Origin of the sequence: Dyella monticola (assembly GCF_003363155.1) — a bacterium.
Classification (GTDB): domain Bacteria; phylum Pseudomonadota; class Gammaproteobacteria; order Xanthomonadales; family Rhodanobacteraceae; genus Dyella_B; species Dyella_B monticola.
Map to the genome: position 1 here is coordinate 1 of NZ_QRBE01000022.1, position 16,489 is coordinate 16,489.

The 16,489-nt window shown below is 61.4% G+C and carries 20 protein-coding genes and 1 pseudogene; 7 read left to right on the top strand and 14 right to left on the bottom strand.

Annotated elements, in window-relative coordinates; all coding sequences use genetic code 11:
* Positions 1–220: pseudogene (locus DWU98_RS22045) on the top strand (SEL1-like repeat protein); the annotation flags it as partial.
* A 109-nt stretch (positions 221–329) separates the two neighbouring features.
* Here the strand turns inward: DWU98_RS22045 and bluB are convergent.
* Both bluB and DWU98_RS20850 read right to left on the bottom strand, forming a co-directional pair.
* On the bottom strand, positions 330–1,031 hold the full coding sequence (gene bluB / locus DWU98_RS20845) for a 5,6-dimethylbenzimidazole synthase (RefSeq protein ID WP_115497517.1): 702 nt from the start codon (positions 1,029–1,031) through the stop codon (positions 330–332).
* A gap of 9 nt (positions 1,032–1,040) precedes the next feature.
* Complete coding sequence (locus DWU98_RS20850; protein WP_115497518.1) at positions 1,041–3,023, bottom strand: UvrD-helicase domain-containing protein; 1,983 nt, start codon at positions 3,021–3,023, stop codon at positions 1,041–1,043.
* Positions 3,024–3,240: 217 nt separating this feature from the next.
* Here DWU98_RS20850 and DWU98_RS20855 point away from each other — a divergent pair, with 217 nt between their 5' ends.
* Entirely contained in the window at positions 3,241–3,864 is a 624-nt protein-coding gene (locus tag DWU98_RS20855) for a thymidine kinase (RefSeq protein WP_115497519.1), read from the top strand.
* An 11-nt stretch (positions 3,865–3,875) separates the two neighbouring features.
* Positions 3,876–4,649, top strand: a complete 774-nt coding sequence (locus tag DWU98_RS20860) for a hypothetical protein (protein ID WP_115497520.1) — start codon at positions 3,876–3,878, stop codon at positions 4,647–4,649.
* Positions 4,650–4,664: 15 nt separating this feature from the next.
* On the opposite strand, the gene mutM is transcribed toward DWU98_RS20860, so the two are convergent.
* The 5 genes from mutM to DWU98_RS20885 are packed head-to-tail and all read right to left on the bottom strand — an operon-like array spanning position 4,665 to position 8,844.
* Complete coding sequence (gene mutM, locus DWU98_RS20865) at positions 4,665–5,492, bottom strand: bifunctional DNA-formamidopyrimidine glycosylase/DNA-(apurinic or apyrimidinic site) lyase (protein WP_115497521.1); 828 nt, start codon at positions 5,490–5,492, stop codon at positions 4,665–4,667.
* Between the two features lies 1 nt (position 5,493).
* Entirely contained in the window at positions 5,494–5,988 is a 495-nt protein-coding gene (locus DWU98_RS20870; RefSeq protein WP_115497543.1) for a hypothetical protein, read from the bottom strand.
* Positions 5,985–7,310 carry a GldG family protein gene (locus DWU98_RS20875; RefSeq protein WP_115497522.1) on the bottom strand — a complete coding sequence of 442 codons (1,326 nt, stop codon included), beginning with the start codon at positions 7,308–7,310 and terminating at the stop codon, positions 5,985–5,987. The genes DWU98_RS20870 and DWU98_RS20875 overlap by 4 nt, the downstream gene beginning before the upstream one ends.
* Positions 7,310–8,095, bottom strand: a complete 786-nt coding sequence (locus DWU98_RS20880; protein WP_115497523.1) for an ABC transporter permease — start codon at positions 8,093–8,095, stop codon at positions 7,310–7,312. Before DWU98_RS20880 ends, DWU98_RS20875 begins: the two co-directional genes overlap by 1 nt.
* Positions 8,092–8,844, bottom strand: a complete 753-nt coding sequence (locus DWU98_RS20885; RefSeq protein ID WP_115497524.1) for an ABC transporter ATP-binding protein — start codon at positions 8,842–8,844, stop codon at positions 8,092–8,094. Before DWU98_RS20885 ends, DWU98_RS20880 begins: the two co-directional genes overlap by 4 nt.
* Positions 8,845–9,007: 163 nt before the next feature.
* On the opposite strand from DWU98_RS20885, the gene DWU98_RS20890 reads away from it, so the two are divergent.
* Complete coding sequence (locus DWU98_RS20890) at positions 9,008–10,201, top strand: DesA family fatty acid desaturase (RefSeq protein WP_115497525.1); 1,194 nt, start codon at positions 9,008–9,010, stop codon at positions 10,199–10,201.
* A 66-nt stretch (positions 10,202–10,267) separates the two neighbouring features.
* Here DWU98_RS20890 and DWU98_RS21805 read toward each other — a convergent pair whose 3' ends face one another.
* The 3 genes from DWU98_RS21805 to DWU98_RS20900 form a co-directional block, all read right to left on the bottom strand.
* Positions 10,268–10,663 carry a hypothetical protein gene (locus DWU98_RS21805; RefSeq protein WP_147293400.1) on the bottom strand — a complete coding sequence of 132 codons (396 nt, stop codon included), beginning with the start codon at positions 10,661–10,663 and terminating at the stop codon, positions 10,268–10,270.
* A 189-nt stretch (positions 10,664–10,852) separates the two neighbouring features.
* On the bottom strand, positions 10,853–11,314 hold the full coding sequence (locus DWU98_RS20895) for a hypothetical protein (protein WP_115497526.1): 462 nt from the start codon (positions 11,312–11,314) through the stop codon (positions 10,853–10,855).
* A gap of 25 nt (positions 11,315–11,339) precedes the next feature.
* Positions 11,340–11,768 (bottom strand): hypothetical protein, encoded by a 429-nt coding sequence (locus DWU98_RS20900; protein ID WP_147293401.1) that lies wholly within the window; start codon positions 11,766–11,768, stop codon positions 11,340–11,342.
* 274 nt (positions 11,769–12,042) lie between these two features.
* On the opposite strand from DWU98_RS20900, the gene DWU98_RS20905 reads away from it, so the two are divergent.
* A complete protein-coding gene (locus DWU98_RS20905) occupies positions 12,043–13,155 on the top strand; it encodes a saccharopine dehydrogenase family protein (RefSeq protein ID WP_115497528.1) in 1,113 nt (370 codons plus the stop codon).
* Here the strand turns inward: DWU98_RS20905 and DWU98_RS20910 are convergent.
* The 4 genes from DWU98_RS20910 to rpmB all read right to left on the bottom strand — a co-directional run bounded on the left by DWU98_RS20910 (position 13,145) and on the right by rpmB (position 14,616).
* Positions 13,145–13,561, bottom strand: coding sequence for a thiol-disulfide oxidoreductase DCC family protein (locus DWU98_RS20910; protein ID WP_115497529.1), 417 nt, complete (start codon positions 13,559–13,561; stop codon positions 13,145–13,147). The two genes, DWU98_RS20905 and DWU98_RS20910, sit on opposite strands and share 11 nt — an antisense overlap.
* The gene (locus DWU98_RS20915; protein ID WP_115497544.1) at positions 13,554–14,105 is read right to left on the bottom strand and encodes a DUF4166 domain-containing protein; all 552 of its coding nucleotides are present in this window, start codon (positions 14,103–14,105) and stop codon (positions 13,554–13,556) included. Before DWU98_RS20915 ends, DWU98_RS20910 begins: the two co-directional genes overlap by 8 nt.
* A gap of 93 nt (positions 14,106–14,198) precedes the next feature.
* Complete coding sequence (rpmG, locus tag DWU98_RS20920; RefSeq protein WP_026635435.1) at positions 14,199–14,366, bottom strand: 50S ribosomal protein L33; 168 nt, start codon at positions 14,364–14,366, stop codon at positions 14,199–14,201.
* 13 nt (positions 14,367–14,379) lie between these two features.
* Positions 14,380–14,616, bottom strand: coding sequence for a 50S ribosomal protein L28 (rpmB, locus tag DWU98_RS20925; protein WP_026635436.1), 237 nt, complete (start codon positions 14,614–14,616; stop codon positions 14,380–14,382).
* Positions 14,617–14,908: 292 nt separating this feature from the next.
* On the opposite strand from rpmB, the gene secB reads away from it, so the two are divergent.
* Together secB and DWU98_RS20935 are read left to right on the top strand one after the other, a co-directional pair.
* Positions 14,909–15,412 carry a protein-export chaperone SecB gene (secB, locus tag DWU98_RS20930; RefSeq protein ID WP_115497545.1) on the top strand — a complete coding sequence of 168 codons (504 nt, stop codon included), beginning with the start codon at positions 14,909–14,911 and terminating at the stop codon, positions 15,410–15,412.
* Between the two features lie 19 nt (positions 15,413–15,431).
* On the top strand, positions 15,432–16,457 hold the full coding sequence (locus tag DWU98_RS20935) for an NAD(P)H-dependent glycerol-3-phosphate dehydrogenase (RefSeq protein WP_115497530.1): 1,026 nt from the start codon (positions 15,432–15,434) through the stop codon (positions 16,455–16,457).
* Positions 16,458–16,489 lie beyond the last annotated feature (32 nt).

A 16,489-nucleotide genomic window follows, 5' to 3' on the forward strand; every position in this document is an offset into this window, starting at 1 on the left:
AAAAACCGGCCTGCGTTGCCCGGAAAGCGGGCAATGGTGCATCCGCATCGAAGAGGGCCTGGTGCTGCACAAACGACGCTTCCGCAAGGGCGATGTGCTGCCCACGTATCGCCGCTACCAACCCCGCTGGCTTAGCCTGTTGGACGATATCTTCGGCATGCGTCACCAGGACATCGAGGTTGTCTGGGAACTGGTGCGTCATGCCGATCACGTATCGTGAAAGGCCACGCATGCGACAAGAACATCAGCGTCGACTTTTTCAGGCGTAGGACACGTTGCTGCGCTCCATCAACGCCTCGTCCTGAACGCCTCGCGGTACCGCGCACGCTTCACGCTTGCGAATTTCGTATCGCCGCCATCAAGGCCTCGTTATCGATGCCGCTGTCCCACGTATTGCCATGGAGCAATTGCTCCAGCGGCAGTCGTGAGCGCCAGCCGGTGATTTCCAGTTCCGGCTTGGGCAGGAACTCGCTGACGTGGCCCAGGCATAAATAAGCCAGCGGATACACATGCGTGGGCAATCCCAGCGTTTGCGCCAGCTTCAGTGGATCGACGATGCTGACCCAGCCCACGCCGATGCCTTCCGCGCGGGCTGCCAGCCACAGGTTCTGCACGGCGAGGCAGGTGCTGAACAGGTCGGTATCCAGCATCGTGTTGCGGCCGAGCACGTGCGGGCCGCCGCGTTGGCGATCGCAGGTGATGCAAAGATTGATCGGGCTGTCGACGATGCCTTCGAGCTTCAATCGCCGATATTGCGTGGCTTGTTCGCCGGCATAGTTGCCGGCGGCATCGGCGTTCGCTTCGTCGTACAGGGCTTTAACCGCCTGCTTGATCTCGATGCGTTCGATGATCACGAAGTCCCACGGTTGCATGAAACCCACCGATGGCGCATGGTGCGCGGCCTTGAGCAGCCGCGCGAGCACGTCTGGTGAAATGGGGTCGGGCAAAAATTGCGAACGCACGTCACGGCGTTCGTGGATGGCGCGATAGAGGCCCGCGCGTTGTTCGTCAGAGAAGCAATGATCGGTCATGGCGTCGCCTCAGTTGCCCGCTAGCATTGCGGCGATTTTCGCCATGTGCGATTCGGCCGTTTCGCGCACCGCTTCCTTGTCGGCTTCCGGATCCTTGCCTTCCCAATGCAGGTCGTCCTGCGGTAGTTCATGCAGGAAGCGGCTGGGCTGGTTATTGTGGATTTCGCCGTAGCGCTTGGTTTTGGATGACCACGATAGGGTCAGCAATTCCTTGGCGCGGGTGATGCCCACATACATCAGGCGGCGCTCTTCGTCGACGCGGCCTTCGTCCACGGCGCCGTCGTGTGGCAGCGTGCCTTCTTCGCAGCCAACGATGAACACGAAGCGAAACTCCAGGCCTTTGGCGGCATGCAGCGTCATCATGCGCAGGGCATTGCCGGGTTCGTCGCGGTCGGCGTGCGTGAGCAAGGCGAGCTGTGAAGCAAGATCGCCCGCACTATTGCCGCCTTTTTGCATGGCCCGGAACCACTCCGCCAATTCGCTCAGGTTGCCCATGCGACGATCGCGCAAGGTGGTATCCGGCGTGCTGGTGGCGATGTGCGCGGCGTAGTGCGTGCGGGTGAGTACGCGATCGACCAGGTCGGCAGCGCTTTCATGCAACGACGCGCTGCGCAGTTCATCCAGCAGTTCGGAGAATGAGGCCAGCGCCGCCGCGGGTCGCGGGCTGAGCTGGCGCAGCACGCTGTCGCTGCGGGTGGCTTCAAGCAATGAACAATGCTTGGTCTGCGCGATCTGTCCGAGCTTTTCCAGTGTGGTTGCGCCGATTTCGCGCTTGGGTACATTCACCACCCGCAAAAACGCGGCGTCATCGCTGGGATTGGTGAGCAGGCGCAGATAGCAAAGCAAGTCCTTCACTTCCGCGCGATCGAGGAAAGACAGCGCACCGGTCAAGTGATAAGGCACGCGTGCAAGCCGCAGCGCTTTTTCCAGCGGACGTGCCTGGAAATTGCCGCGATACAGAATCGCCATGTCATGCCAGCGCACTTTGTGTTTTTCAGCCAAGGTGCCGGCCATGCCTGCGATACGTTCGGCTTCGTGCTCGGCATCCTTGCATTCGATCACGCGGATCGGCGCACCTTCCGGATGTTCGCTCCACAGCTTCTTCGTATGCAGATGCGGATTGTTGGCGATGATCGAGTTGGCCGCACGCAGGATGCGTTTGCCGCAGCGGTAATTCTGCTCCAGCTTGATCACACGCAGGCTCGGCCAATCCTTGCCGAGCTGGTCGATGTTTTCGGGATTGGCGCCGCGCCATGCATAGATGGACTGATCGTCATCGCCCACGCACGTGAAGCTGCCGCGTTCACCGGTGAGCGCTTTCAACAGACGGTACTGCGCGTCGTTGGTGTCCTGGTATTCATCCACCAACAGGTAACGCAGGCGTTCGCGCCAAGTGCCGCGGCACTCTTCGTCGCTTTCGAGAATGCGCAGCGGCAGGCGAATAAGATCATCGAAATCCACCGCGTTGAAGGCGGCCAGGCGCTGCTGGTAGAGCTGATAAAGGGTCGCCGCTTCCAGCTCGCGCGGGCTGCGCGCCGCCGCCAGCGCTTCATCCGGTGAGAGGCCGCCGTTCTTGGCGCGGCTGAGCAGGTTGCGCAGGCCGAACAGCACATCAGGCTTGGCGCCTTTGGGTGCGAGTTCTTTGACGATGTTTTCGCTGTCATCGGCATCCAGCACCGAAAAGCCGCGCCGCAAACCCGCACGCGCGTGCTCGATCTGCAGGAATTTCAGGCCAAGCGCATGGAACGTGCACACTGTGAGCGCCTGGGCGTCATCGGCACTCACCAGCTTGGCTACGCGCTCGCGCATCTCGCGCGCGGCCTTGTTGGTGAAGGTGATGGCGGCGATCTTGGATGCGGCGAGCTTACGGCGCTGCACCAAATGCGCGATCTTCTGCGTGATGACGGAGGTCTTGCCGGAGCCGGCGCCGGCGAGCACCAGCAGCGGACTGTCGACATGCTCGACAGCGGCCAGTTGTTGGGGGTTGAGCATGGAGGCCTGATGAGCGCGGCGAGCGGACGATGGTAACAAGGCGCGGGACGAGGGGCGAGTGGCGGGCGAGGATGCCCTGATCCGTTCTTGGCCGAGGACCCGGTGGCCTGTAAGCGGATAGCGCCGGCGAGCCTGCGTCAGGGATCCCTGGGGTCCACCACTACCCATCCCCTACACCCGGCTATACCATGCCCGTCCAGCTCGATCCGGCACGACCATGGCCAAGCTCTACTTCTATTATTCGTCGATGAACGCCGGCAAGACCACCAACTTGCTGCAGAGCGCGTACAACTATTACGAGCGCGGCATGCGCACGATGATTCTCACGCCCGCGCTGGACAACCGTTACGGCGAAGGGGTGGTCGCGTCGCGCATCGGGCTGCGTTCGCACGCGCAGCGCTTCACCGGCGAGACGGATCTGCTGGCTCAGGTGCGCGCGGATAGGATCGCGCATGGCGATCTGCATTGCATCTTCGTCGATGAGGCGCAATTTTTGACCAAGGCCCAGGTGTGGCAGCTCAGTGATGTGGTCGATGAGCTCAACATTCCCGTGCTGGCGTATGGCTTGCGCACGGATTTTCGCGGCGAATTGTTCGAAGGCAGCCGCTATCTGCTTGCCTGGGCCGATAACCTGGAAGAGATCAAAACCATCTGCCATACCGGCCGCAAGGCGACCATGGTAGTGCGCGTGGATGAACAGGGACGGGCGATTACCGAGGGGCCGCAGGTTGAGATCGGCGGCAACGAACGCTATGTCTCGGTAAGCCGCGCCGAGTTCAAGAAGATCACCCGGGGACAAGGTCGCATCGAACTGAGGCAACCGAGCCTTCCGCTGGATTAAGGAACATCCGTATGACCCAACCCATTCCCTTTCCCGCCTGGGAGCGCCCCTACTGGCAACCGAGCGAGGAAGAAATCGTGCTGCACTTCTACGTGTTCGGCAATTTCAAGCCAACACGCGTACCCTCCGCGCCTTACGGAAGCGACGGCCTGCCCGAAGGCATGGAGGCAACCAGCTATCACAACAGCGTGCTCAAGGATTGGGAAGGCTATCCGTTGAAGGGCGCACTGGGTGACATGTTCAAAGACGATGCGCCGGAGGCGTATGCCAAGGCGATCGCGGCATCGCAGGTGATGGTGATACGCGGGCAATTGAAAGACACGCCCGATACCGGCTATCTGCGCGATACGTTCGGCGTGCTGGCGGGTTTGCTCGATATCGGCGGCGAGGCGATTGTCGACGCGCAGATCCTGAGCCTGCTCGGCGCCGATGACTGGCGTCACCGTTACCTCGTCAGGGATGGTGCGCCCTTGCGCAGCCACGTGCTGATCATGTGCGACGACGATGAGCAATCCGGCAAGCAGTGGGTGCACACGCGCGGTATGCGCAAGTTTGGCCGTCCGGATGTCAGCGTGCGCAATGTGCCCACGGACAAAATCAATCACGCCGGTGTGCTGTGCGAGAACCTGATTCAAATGCAGGCCTTGGGCGCGCACTTCGAGGACGGGCAGGCGCTGGAAGTGGAAGGCATGGCGCATCCGCTGGTCGCCGAACTGGGCGGCCATCGCGGCGACCCGGATTTCAACAACAGTTACATTGCTTATGTCTGGCCGGACGAAGGCTGATGTAAGCGCCTGTTGTCATCTCTGGCAGCGCGGACACCAGAATGTGGAGCGTTGCCCGATCACCTGCTGCCGTATCGGCGTGCCGCATACTCTGCACGGTTCGCCTTCGCGTCCATACACGAACAGCTCGCGGAAGAAATAACCGGGCGCACCGTCGGGATTGAGAAAATCGCGCAGCGTGGTGCCGCCGCGTTCGATCGCCCACGCCAGAATGCGTTTCACTTCTGCGGCAAGACGCTGATAGCGCGCGCGCGAGATGCTGCCGGCGGCGCGCCGCGGATCGATGCCGGCGGCGAACAAGGCTTCGCTGGCGTAGATATTGCCGACGCCGACCACAATGGCGTTGTCCATCAAGAATAGCTTCACCGCCGCCTTGCGCCCGCGCGAGCGTCGCCATAGCACATTACCATCGAACGCATCGGTGAGCGGTTCCGGGCCCAGTTCGGCAAGCAGTTCGTGCGTGGTGCCGGGCGGTTGCCATAAAAGACAGCCAAACCGCCGTGGATCGGTGAAGCGCAGGATGCGAGGGCGTTCGCCTTGCAGAGGTTCCAACGCCATGTCGACGTGATCGTGGAGGCCGGGTGGTACATCCGGTGGCAATACGCGCAACACGCCGGTCATACCCAAGTGCAACAACGCGCTGCCGACATGGGTATGCAGCAATAGATATTTGGCACGCCGTTCGACTTCATCGATGCGTTGGCCGGGCAGGAGTTCGCTGATTTCAGGCGGAATCGGCCAGCGCAGATCCGCGCGCCGCAGCGTGACAGTGCGGATGCGCCGCCCGATCAAATGCGGCGCGATGCCGCGTCGAGTGGTTTCAACTTCAGGCAATTCGGGCATGTTACGGCGCCTGAATGGATGTGCTTTGCGCGGAGCGCGGCATGTAGCGCAGCGATACGATGTCCACGCGTTCACCCGATTGTACGTAAACGCTCTGGCCAACCGCCGTCATGCTGCCGAAACTCAAGGTTTGGCCGTCCAATGCCAGCTTGGCCTGGGCTGGCGCAAGTCCGATCTTCGACGGATCGTAGTGGTTGGCTGGTTGCCAGCTTTGCACCGGTGCGGCGGCAATACGTACCAGCTCGCCCAGTCGCAGATCATCGGCGCGCGTCGATGTGGCCTGGCCGATACGCCACCAGTGCTTGCCCCGTTTCACATAATGCTCGGCAGGCGCATTGCCCATTTGCAGATCCACGCGTGAAATCGCCTCCGGCTTGAGTGACAAAAGGCTGCCGGGCGCGGCATTTTCATCGCTACGCAATTGCCACCATGCGGCGATCAACAAGGCGCAGACCGCTACCAGCAAGCCGATTTGCCGCCGCGCGGCGCGTTTCATGCGCGCCGCCTCCGCCATGCAATGACGCCGCCGATGATCAGCAACAGCACCGGCAGAATGAGCATGAAGCTGATGCTCAGAACATTCAGCTCGCTCTGCGAAACCGTGAGGACGCGGTCAGGTGCGCCACGTGCGGGCATGTTGATGAGTTCGTCGTCACCCAGCAACCAGTCGAAAATGCGTTCGCCCAGTGCACGATTGCCGCCGTTGCCGAGATAACTGTTGGAAAGAAAATCGCCGTTGCCGATCACCACCACGCGCTGCTCGTTCTTCGCCGGACTTGGCGACAGACGGCTGAGTGCGAAACCAAAATCGAGCGGGCCCTTAAGCGGCACGGCGGCGTTACCGCCCAGTGCTTGCGTGGTGGCTTGCGGACTGGAACGCAGAAACGGCTCAAGCTTCCATTCGCTCTTGCGCGATTGCGCCAGCGGAGCCACTTCGGGAAACAGCGTGCTGAGCGTGAAGCCGCGTGTGATGGTGCTGGGCGGGTAGTCACCAAGCACGATCATGCGCGGGTCTTTCATGCCAAGTGCTGCCGACGACGCATCGATCAGTTCGCCCGGCAGCACGCGTATGCCTAATGCATCGGCTAGCGGTTGCAGGCTCGGATCAAGATTGCCCGGGTCGGCCAACCACAGCAGATTGCCGCCGCTACCGAGGTAATCGGCCAACGCTTTGCTTGCACCGGGTGACAACGCCGCCTGTGGACCGGCCAGCACGACCAGGTCCGTTTGGTTCGGCACGGCTGCGGCCTGGCTGAAATTCAGCGGCACCGCGCGCATGCCGCTGTGTTCCAGTTGCGCTACGAAGGTGCCGAGGTCTGCGTTGGCGACACCGTCCGCGCGTCGTTCGCCGTCGCCGGTAACGAAGGCCACGATGCGATCGTTGCCGCGCACGAGGCGCTCGAGCGCATCGGTCAGGCTGCGCTCGGTGAGCGTGTCCAGGCGTTGCTCGCGGTCGTGGTAATGCAGGATCAGCTCACCATCCACCGTGATGCCGAGGTTGCGCATCGCTGCGGGATCTTTCTGCGGATCGACGAAACTCAGGTGCAGATCCGGCTTGGCTTGGCTGTAGCGTTGCAGTACCGCGGCAATGGTCTGGCGCAAATCGCCCTGCGGACTGGCATAACTGACGATGTCGACCGGGCCGCTGAGTTTGGCCAATACCGCGCGCGTTTCGGGCGACATGCTCACGCGGCTGTTGTAGGTCCAATCCGCAACATGATCGTGACGTGCGGTCAGATAGCCGATCGCGCCGGCGCCAAGCAGTACGAGCACGGCAAATACCCAGCCATGGAAGCGACGCATCAGAGGGGGATTCATCAGTTGCGCTCCCTGTCCGCCGCCAATCGATGTGTGCCAAGCGCCAGCGCGACTGCGACGGCCAACACGAACCACACCACATCCGCGCTCGATACCAAGCCGCGCAGCAGGGTTTCCTGATGCGTGCTCATCGCCAGCCAATTGATGAAACCGCTGTCGATGCCGGCGAGCTGCGCGCCCAGATTGATGCAGTAGAGCGCCAGACCGATCATCAGCGCAGCGACTGCCGCCACCGCAGGATGCGAAGCGAACGCCGAGCACGCCACGCCGATGGCGGCGAGCGCGGCGAGCGCAAGGAAGGTCCCCAGCGTGGCGGCGGCGAGCTTGCCCCAGTCCAACATCACGCCATGCGCGAGACTGACCGGCACGGCGAGTGCGAGCAGCAACCACAGCGCCAGCCACATCAGTACGGCCAGGTATTTGCCAAGCAGGATGCGCGAGGCCGAAAGCCCGCTGGCGAACAGCAGCGGCAAGGTCCCGGCGGCGCGTTCGCCGGCTAGCGTGGACATCGTCAACAAGGGAACCAGCAGCAGCGCCAGCTCGATAACACCGAACGGCAATGGGCTGCCCGTGATGAAGCTGCTGTCCATGCGCACAGCGACCAGGTCGGTGTAGCCGGGCCCGTCGGGCAGGGCGGCGAGGCGTACTTGATTGAGCAGAAAAATCTGTAGCAACAGTGCGAATCGCCAACCCAGTTCGGCGAGCGAAAGTGCGGCAATCACCCAGCCGAGCGGGCGCACGAACAGGCGGCGCAGTTCCAGCCGCGTCACAGCGAAAAGTGTCATGCGGCGTGGGTCCTGCCGGCGGCGGCGATGTCGAAGAAGGTTTTTTCCAGCGCAGCGTGCTGATCGGCGGGCAGCGGTGCATCGTGGCGCAACGTGCCTTCGTGCAGGATCGCCACGCGATCGCACACGGCCGTGACTTCAGTGAGTTGATGGGTGGAAAGGATCACGGCGGTGCCCGCAGCCGCCTGCTCGCGCAGCAGCTGGCGCAGCGCCACGACCTGCACTGGATCGAGCGCGTTGGCCGGTTCATCCAGCACCAGCAGTGGGGGACGGTGCAGCAGGGCGCAGGCGAGGCCCAGGCGCTGGCGCTGCCCCTGCGACAACACGCCCGCAAGGCGGCGGGCGAGCTCTTTCAGCTCCAGCCGTTCCAGCACCGCGTCGCAGGCGTCCTTGAGTGGGACGCCCGATAGACCGCGCAGGCGGCCATGGGCATCGAGGTGTTCGCGCACGGTCAGTTCCGGCCACAGCGGGGCACTTTCCGGCAGCCAGCCGATGGCCTGTCGAGCCAGTTCGGGGTACTCCAGGAAATCCCGGCCCTGCACACGGATCGCCCCGCGATCGGGCCGTAGCGCCCCGGCGATCATCGCCAGCGTGGTGGACTTGCCAGCCCCGTTGACGCCAAGCAGGCCAAGGATTTGGCCTGCTTCCAGGCGTAGCGAAAGAGCGTGTACGGCCGGGCGTCCCGCGCGCTGGCGGGCGATGTCTTCAAGTTCCAGTACGGGAGGTGAAGCAGGTTTAGGCGCGTTCATTGCATGATTGTCGGGGTGACCCCATCCGGCAGACAACCGTTTATCGTCACGGTTTAACGGGAATCGACGTGCTAGGGTCCTATCATTTCCGTAACGGCGTCCATGCTGGTGGGTACGGACGCCCTCGACTAGACTGCTTTTTCTTGCTCCAGGACTTCTTCAAATGCTCGATGCTGTGCTTCATTTCCTTTCCGGCGGTCTGAGCCAGGCGGGTTGGGTGGCGATCCTCGTCTACCTCTTGGTAGTCACGCAGATCACCATTTTTACCGTCACGCTCTACCTGCACCGCTGCCAGACGCATCGCGGCATCGACCTGCATCCGTCCATCTCCCATTTCTTCCGTCTCTGGGGCTGGCTCACTACCGGCATGGTGACCAAGGAGTGGGTGGCCGTGCATCGCAAGCACCACGCCAAGGTGGAAACCGAAGAAGATCCGCATAGCCCGCAGATCTACGGCATCAAGAAGGTGTTCTGGGATGGCGTGGCACTGTACCGCGATGCCAGCCTGGTGAAGGAAGACCTGGAAAAGTACGGCCGCGGCACACCCGACGACTGGGTCGAGCGCAACGTCTATTCCGGCCACCCGTATTGGGGCCCGGCGCTGATGATGATCATCAACGTCGCCTTGTTCGGCGTCGTCGGCCTGGCCATTTGGGGTATCCAGATGGCGTGGATCCCGTTCTGGGCCGCGGGCTTCGTCAATGGCATCGGCCACTGGTGGGGCTACCGCAACTTCGAAAGCTCCGACACGGCCACCAACCTCATTCCGTGGGGTTTCTGGATCGGCGGTGAAGAGCTGCACAACAACCATCACGCTTTCCCCAGCTCCGCCAAGTTCGCCTTGCGCAAGTGGGAATTCGACATCGGCTGGGCGGCCATCTGCGTGCTGCGCAAGGTTGGGCTGGCCAAGGTGCTGCGCGTGGCGCCCACGCTGGACACACGCCCGAACGTGCACCTGCCTGACGCCGATACGCTCAAAGCCGTGCTCACTCATCGCTTCCAGGCGATGACCGATTACTACCGCAACGTGATCGTGCCCACCCTGCGCGATGAAGCGCAGCATGCGGGCGAAAGCATCAAGTCCATCCCGCGTCGCCTGCGTCGTGCCCTCGCCGATGGCGGTCGCTGGCTCGATGGCGATGGCCGCGAGCGCATGCAGGCCGTGCTGGCCAAGCGTCCCGCACTCAACACGGTGTGCGAATTCCGCAACCGCCTGGCCGAACTGATGGAGCAGCGCGGTGCCGATCAGGCGCTGAAGGGCTTGCAGCAGTGGATCGTGGAAGCCGAGCAGAGCGGTATCCGCGCGCTGCAGGAATTCGCGCAGCGGTTGAAAGGATACTCGGTGGCTGCCGGTTGATTTAGGCGACCAAGCATCATAAAGAAAAAGCCCGCGTTCAACGCGGGCTTTTTCTTTAGCTCGTTGTCATTTGCCGTTGCAAATTATGCCAGTAGGCTTCGAGGCGCACGTGACGGTTCTGCCGACTGTAACCGTGGGGTTCATTGCCACGCCCCACGAATTCCCGAGAAACATAAAGTTTTGGAAATTGTAGTTTGGGGAAGGAAAGCGGTATTGATTGATTTGCGCTGGGGGCAGTCCTGCAAACATCCTGGCATTTTCGGGAATTAAATTGCCGTCGCTATCTACTGCCGTTCCGGAAACGGGCGTGTATTGATTTAAGTTTCCATCGTACACAAAGGTGCGCCTACTGCCATCCGGAAATCTGACGACGATTTGAAGCACGAATGCAGGGAGTTTGAGCTTTGATGAGCTCAAGGTGGCCAGAAGCATTGCGGTGCCGTTGTAAAGTGCATTCGGCACGTAGGTAACGCCACCTTTCAGGTTGTTGACGGAATCTAGAATGCTTGCTTGGGTGCGTCTCAGTGCGTCATCGTTAACAATGGTGTCGTAAGCACTAATTCGACCATTCGCATCATTAATCGAAGCGTTGGGGGAGCCACCTTCAAGTACGCGACCTGTATAGGAGGAGGGGATGCTTCCGGTGGTAGGTCAGTTACCGTCCCAGGGTCCCAGTACTATCTTATCGCTGGCGTCGTAATATGCATTGAGCACTATTAAGGTGTTCCCAAAATTTATGTAGGACATGTTGCGAACGGCATTTACATAATTTTGAGTATTCTGATCAACATCGAGCACCGTTATGGATAAACTTCCTCCGGGTCGATCTACTTGATAGTGTTTAACAAGGCCATTTTGGAAGTTTACCGCCCACCACTCGCCGGTGTAAGCGGAACCATTCATGGCGATTCTGAACCACGAATCAAGTTGCGCCATGCTTGTACATACGTCGCAGCGATACACCTGTTGTTCGCTGCTGGCAGCTGATACCACAATTGTCATTGCTTTTTGGGGTTTGTTTGACTCGCCGGCATTCCCTGCGCTGGATAAAAGAGTTAACGCAGCAAAAGACGCCGCTTTTAAGACAGTCTTCATTTCTAACTCCTTGTTCATGAAAAATGCTTTTGCACTTTTGCTATTACTTGCTCGGCAGATCCACCTTTATGGTGAGATTGACGTCGTATGACTGGTTGTTGGTGTTAAAGAGCTCCTGATTCGTTTTAATGTATTTCTTTGTCTCTTCATCAACAGGTTCTTCTTTGATGTTGGCTCGCTCCCTACTCCTGTAAACGGTATATCGATGAACTTCACCGTCGGGAATATCTACGACGTACCATTCGCCGCTATAGCTGGTTTTCCCGATTAGTTGCTTGAATCTTTGGTCGAGTTCATCGCCGCAGAAGTCACACATGTACACTCGATATTTACCTTCTGAAGCAATAGGGGTTACATAGTTCCCTATGACTTTTTCAGTGGCGGGTGAAGCGGCGCAGAGCTCGAGTGGCGCGGATATCGTCAGCGCTAAGAGGGCCATCGGTGCGTATTGCGATATTCTTGATGTATGCATCGCTCTGTTCCATTCGCATCATGAGTTGATGGATTTCCCTTGTTCCTATTCGCTTTCGTGTTAGGTCCACCCTATAAATTTGAAAAAGAACGGGTCAAGTCAGCGAACTCTTTTTCTATGTAGGATCAGGATTACGTGAGAATAGGTAAAACGACTTGTTCACTTTGCGAGGTGTTTCGCCAGTGCTCGCGGATGGTGTTGGCCAGATGTGCGGCCAACTCGGATAAGTTATAAAAAGCCGCTTTCATGGCGGGCTTTTTGTTTGGGAGATCGCATGGCGCTGCGCGTGCTGGTGATAGGAGCCACCGGTGTCTTCGGTGCGCGGATTGCCGCGCGGCTGGCGCATGATGCGCGTTTCGAGCTCACGCTGGCCGGGCGGACCCGTGTAACGCTGGAGCGTATGCGCGAAGAGATCGGCGACGCATCGATCAAGCTGGCCGTGATCGACGTCGATGCCGGAAATCTGCAGGACACCTTGCGAAAGCATGCGCCGCAGTTGGTGATCCACGCGGCCGGTCCGTTTCAGGGTCAGGACTATCGCGTTGCGCAAGCTTGCCTGGCGTGCGACAGCCATTATGTGGACCTGGCTGACGGCCGTGACTTCGTCGCGGGCATTGTCAGCTTGGATGCGCAAGCACGAGCGGCCGGCAAGCTGGTGATCAGCGGCGCCTCGACGTTGCCGGCGCTGAGCAGTGCAGCGGTCGATGCCATGCGTTCGCACTTTGCTTCGCTGGACGCCATCGAACACGCTATCAGTCCCGGCCATCAGACGCCGCGCGGTGATGCCACCGTCGCCGCCATTCTTGGCTATTGCGGTCGCCCCGTATCGCTTTGGCGGGAGGGGGCATGGCAGTCCGGATTTGGTTGGTTGTCCACGCGGCGGATGCGCTTCATGGGCGGGGCCCGCTGGGTCGGCGTATGCGACGTACCGGATCTTGCTTTGTTTCCACAACGTTATCCGGGCGTGCGACGCGTGATTTTTCGTGCGGGCATGGAATTGCGCCGTTTGCATTTCAGCACGTGGTTGCTTGCGTGGCTGGTGCGCTTGGGACTGCTGCGCAATCTGGCGCGACATGCGCGCCGCTTGCGCCGCATCAGCGAATGGTTTCCGCATGCAGGCAGCGATAGCGGCGGCATGGTGGTGGAACTGCGCGGATACGATGCGCAATCGAACATGACCCTGTGCCGTTGGCTGTTGCACGCGGATGCCGGCGATGGCCCGCAGATTCCAGCGACACCCGCGGTCGTGCTGGCAAGAAAACTGGCGGACGGTACGCTCGACCGCAGCGGCGCCATGCCTTGCATGGGCCTGTTCGATCTCGATGAAGCTCTCGCGGCGCTTTCGGACTATGCCGTCAGCACACGCGTGGAAACGTTCACGGCATGAAGCGGGCGCGTTGTTCGGGAGCGGGCACGAAACACTGCTCGCTGCGTCCAAACAGCCGATAGCGGTGTCGCGCGATGAAGCGATAGCCGACATCGCGCCAGCGCGTGGGCAACGACAGGATGGCGCGGCTCAACCAGCGCCATCGCCGCTGCGGCAGCGTGTGCAGGATGCGGGCAATCGCGGTGGTGTCGGTATAGCCTCGGCCGTTCTCCACCAGCAGCATCGAGAACGGCGATTCCGGATCCAGGCCGTGCGCTTGCAACAGGTCGCGTCCGCTGTCCGATTGCATCGCCGCGAAGCGATAGCGCCCCGCGTCATCGTGGCGAAGCAGGAAGCGGATCCAGCGGCTGCACAAGAGACAGACGCCGTCGTAGACAACTACGGGTTGCTCGCGAGCTTCAGTCATCGTGCGTGATTTCCAGCCAGCCGCGATACGCCACCAGTCGACCGACCAGGGGCAGCTGCGTGTCGATGGCAAACGCATAACGGCCCTGGTGGGCACTGCTGCGCGACTGCACCGCACCGGCCCATGCGCGCGGCACCGGCAGGCCGAACGCCGATACGCGATGCAAATGCCAATCGATGCCGCCAGCGTCGTGATGCAAGACGAAACGCAACGTCACCGGACCGAGCCGCTCGATCAACTGCGTGCGGTCGGTACCTCGATCCAGCACGGAGCGCATTTCGCCGTGTGCAAAACGCCGGGTCCAGGTTTCCTGGCTGCCACGCCGCTCGATGAAGAACTCCAGCGCCTGATTCGTACCGGGCGAAGGCAGCCCCAGCAGCTTGCGCAACCAGCGCGCCAGCGGGTTGTGCGCGCCTTCGACGTCGGCCTCGCCGCGCGCCGCGACATGGGCTGCCCAGCCATGCATGCGTTGCACGGGTTCGGGCAATGCCTGCCAGGCTGCGCTGCCCAGCAAGCCAGGGAAGAGAGCGTCGGACGATTCCATCGCCCCATCATCGAAGCTCGCCGCGACAACGGCAAGCAGGCAAAAGAAAAGCCCGCCATGAAGGCGGGCTTTCAATATCGCAAGACAGATCGATTACTTGATCTTGCCTTCCTTGTAGATCACATGCTTGCGCACAACCGGATCGTATTTCTTGAATTCAAATTTGTCCGGGGTGTTCTTCTTGTTCTTCTGCGTGGTGTAGAAGTGGCCGGTACCGGCCGAGGAGATCAGACGGATCTTGTCGCTCTTGCTCTTGGACATGACTCAATGCTCCTCAGATCTTTTCGCCACGGGCGCGCAGGTCGGCGATCACGGCCTCGATGCCCTTCTTGTCGATGGTGCGCAGCGCCTGGTTGGAGACGCGCAGTTTCACCCAGCGGTTTTCGCTGGCAACCCAGAACCGACGCTCATGCAGATTGGGCAACCAGCGGCGGCGGGTTTTGTTGTTGGCGTGCGAGACGTTGTTGCCGGTCTGCACACCTTTTCCGGTGACTTGGCATACACGGGCCATGATGACCTCCGTAAATTCGTAAACCGCCCGTTGGCCAGGGCGACATCGGCCCAGCGGCGCCATGCGCCACGCGATGCTGGAGGGTGCTGCTTGTCGCCGTTGTCGTGAGGTCCGCATCGCGTCGCGGACATGCCCGGCGAGCCGGGTCGATAGGGGCGAGCCGTGCATTATCCGGTAAAAACAGCCGCATGTGCAATCAGTTGGTTTGTCCGACATGGCGACCGACGCGGATGTATGGAACAATCCTCTCCTTTGCGCTTCCAGCGCTCCGCCTTTCGAACCGAGGGATACCATGGCAGACATCACCGCCAATGGCCTGGCCGGCGGCCAAGCCAACCAGCCGCAGCTCGTGCTGCAGAAGATCTACGTCAAGGACGTGTCCTTCGAGGCGCCCAACGCGCCGCAGATCTTCCAGGAAGTCGGCGAGATCGCCGAGGCGCCCCAGGTCCAGCTCAATCTGTCCCAGCGCGCCACCGGCCTGGGCAACGATATCTACGAAGTGGTGCTGACCCTGACCCTGACCTGTACCCTGAACGACCGCACTGCCTACCTGGCGGAAGTGCAGCAGGCCGGATTGTTCGGCATTGCCGGGTTCAGCGAGCTCGATCAGGCCGGCATCATCGGCAGCTACTGCCCGAACCTGCTGTTCCCGTATGCCCGTCAAGTGATCTCCAGCCTGGTGCAGGAGGGCGGCTTCCCGCCGTTCCTGCTGCAGCCGATCAATTTCGAAGCCCTGTACGCCGAACAGCAGCGCCGCATGGCCTCTGGCGGCGAGGCTCCCACGCTCAATAGCTGAGCGAACAGGCACCGGACACATGACCGACCAGCCGATCCTGGCCGTTCTGGGAGCCGGGTCCTGGGGCACCGCGCTAGCCGCGCTGGCTGCCCGCAATGGCGTGCCCACGCGCTTGTGGGGCCGTGACGCCGCGGCCCTGACCGCGATGGCGGCTGCGCATCGCAACCAGCGCTACCTGCCGGACCTGCAATTGCCGCCCGACCTCGCGTTCGAGCCCGATCTGGCCAACGCAGTGCGCGCTGCCACGGTGGTGCTGATCGTGGTGCCCAGCCATGCTTTCGCGCAGATGCTGGAGGAGATCGCACCCCTGCTCGATCCGGGCACCAACATCGCCTGGGCGACCAAGGGCTTCGAGCCCGGCACCGGGCGCTTCCTGCATGAACTGGTGGCGCAGAAGCTGCCCGGCCGCGCTGCCGCGGTCATCACCGGGCCTTCGTTCGCCCGCGAAGTCGCCGCCGGCATGCCCAGCGCCGTCACCGTGCATTCGGAGAACGAAGCATTCGCCCAGCAGCTTGCTGTGCTGTTGCATGCACCGAACTTCCGCGCCTACACCGGCAACGATGTGCTCGGCGCCGAACTGGGCGGCGCGATGAAGAACGTGCTTGCGGTTGCCACCGGCGTCGCCGATGGCATGCAGCTGGGCCTCAACGCGCGCGCCGGCCTCATCACCCGTGGCATGAACGAAATGCTGCGCTTGGGAATGGCCCTGGGTGCGCGGCCGGAAACCTTGATGGGTTTGTCTGGCCTGGGTGACCTGGTGCTGACCTGTACCGGCGATCTCTCGCGCAATCGGCGCCTGGGCGTCGCCTTGGGGCAGGGCGTCGGCATCCATGAAGCAGTGGCGCAGATCGGTCAGGTGGTCGAAAGCGTCGTCACTGTGGACGAAGTCGTGCGCCTGGCCGACAAGCATGGCCTTGATCTCCCCATCAGCAAGGGCGTGCGCGCCGTGCTTCACGGCGAAGTGACGCCGGTGGAAGGCCTCAAGGCGCTGATGGCGCGTGAGCAAAAGCCAGAATACCCGCAGGGCTTGTTCGAGGCGCGCTAGCGCTCGGACACCGCGCCGCGTCGGCGATCTCA

What these genes read in the sequence shown, in the direction of transcription:
- rpmB (WP_026635436.1), bottom strand. Translation starts at nt 14,616, where the DNA reads ATGGCCCGTGTATGCCAAGTCACCGGAAAAGGTGTGCAGACCGGCAAC.
- DWU98_RS20910 (WP_115497529.1), bottom strand. Translation starts at nt 13,561, where the DNA reads ATGACTGAAGCTCGCGAGCAACCCGTAGTTGTCTACGACGGCGTCTGT.
- DWU98_RS20915 (WP_115497544.1), bottom strand. Translation starts at nt 14,105, where the DNA reads ATGGAATCGTCCGACGCTCTCTTCCCTGGCTTGCTGGGCAGCGCAGCC.
- DWU98_RS20900 (WP_147293401.1), bottom strand. Translation starts at nt 11,768, where the DNA reads ATGCATACATCAAGAATATCGCAATACGCACCGATGGCCCTCTTAGCG.
- DWU98_RS20870 (WP_115497543.1), bottom strand. Translation starts at nt 5,988, where the DNA reads ATGAAACGCGCCGCGCGGCGGCAAATCGGCTTGCTGGTAGCGGTCTGC.
- DWU98_RS20860 (WP_115497520.1), top strand. Translation starts at nt 3,876, where the DNA reads ATGACCCAACCCATTCCCTTTCCCGCCTGGGAGCGCCCCTACTGGCAA.
- DWU98_RS20885 (WP_115497524.1), bottom strand. Translation starts at nt 8,844, where the DNA reads ATGAACGCGCCTAAACCTGCTTCACCTCCCGTACTGGAACTTGAAGAC.
- DWU98_RS20880 (WP_115497523.1), bottom strand. Translation starts at nt 8,095, where the DNA reads ATGACACTTTTCGCTGTGACGCGGCTGGAACTGCGCCGCCTGTTCGTG.
- bluB (WP_115497517.1), bottom strand. Translation starts at nt 1,031, where the DNA reads ATGACCGATCATTGCTTCTCTGACGAACAACGCGCGGGCCTCTATCGC.
- DWU98_RS20855 (WP_115497519.1), top strand. Translation starts at nt 3,241, where the DNA reads ATGGCCAAGCTCTACTTCTATTATTCGTCGATGAACGCCGGCAAGACC.
- DWU98_RS20890 (WP_115497525.1), top strand. Translation starts at nt 9,008, where the DNA reads ATGCTCGATGCTGTGCTTCATTTCCTTTCCGGCGGTCTGAGCCAGGCG.
- rpmG (WP_026635435.1), bottom strand. Translation starts at nt 14,366, where the DNA reads ATGTCCAAGAGCAAGAGCGACAAGATCCGTCTGATCTCCTCGGCCGGT.
- DWU98_RS20935 (WP_115497530.1), top strand. Translation starts at nt 15,432, where the DNA reads ATGACCGACCAGCCGATCCTGGCCGTTCTGGGAGCCGGGTCCTGGGGC.
- DWU98_RS20895 (WP_115497526.1), bottom strand. Translation starts at nt 11,314, where the DNA reads ATGAACAAGGAGTTAGAAATGAAGACTGTCTTAAAAGCGGCGTCTTTT.
- mutM (WP_115497521.1), bottom strand. Translation starts at nt 5,492, where the DNA reads ATGCCCGAATTGCCTGAAGTTGAAACCACTCGACGCGGCATCGCGCCG.
- secB (WP_115497545.1), top strand. Translation starts at nt 14,909, where the DNA reads ATGGCAGACATCACCGCCAATGGCCTGGCCGGCGGCCAAGCCAACCAG.
- DWU98_RS20850 (WP_115497518.1), bottom strand. Translation starts at nt 3,023, where the DNA reads ATGCTCAACCCCCAACAACTGGCCGCTGTCGAGCATGTCGACAGTCCG.
- DWU98_RS20875 (WP_115497522.1), bottom strand. Translation starts at nt 7,310, where the DNA reads ATGAATCCCCCTCTGATGCGTCGCTTCCATGGCTGGGTATTTGCCGTG.
- DWU98_RS20905 (WP_115497528.1), top strand. Translation starts at nt 12,043, where the DNA reads ATGGCGCTGCGCGTGCTGGTGATAGGAGCCACCGGTGTCTTCGGTGCG.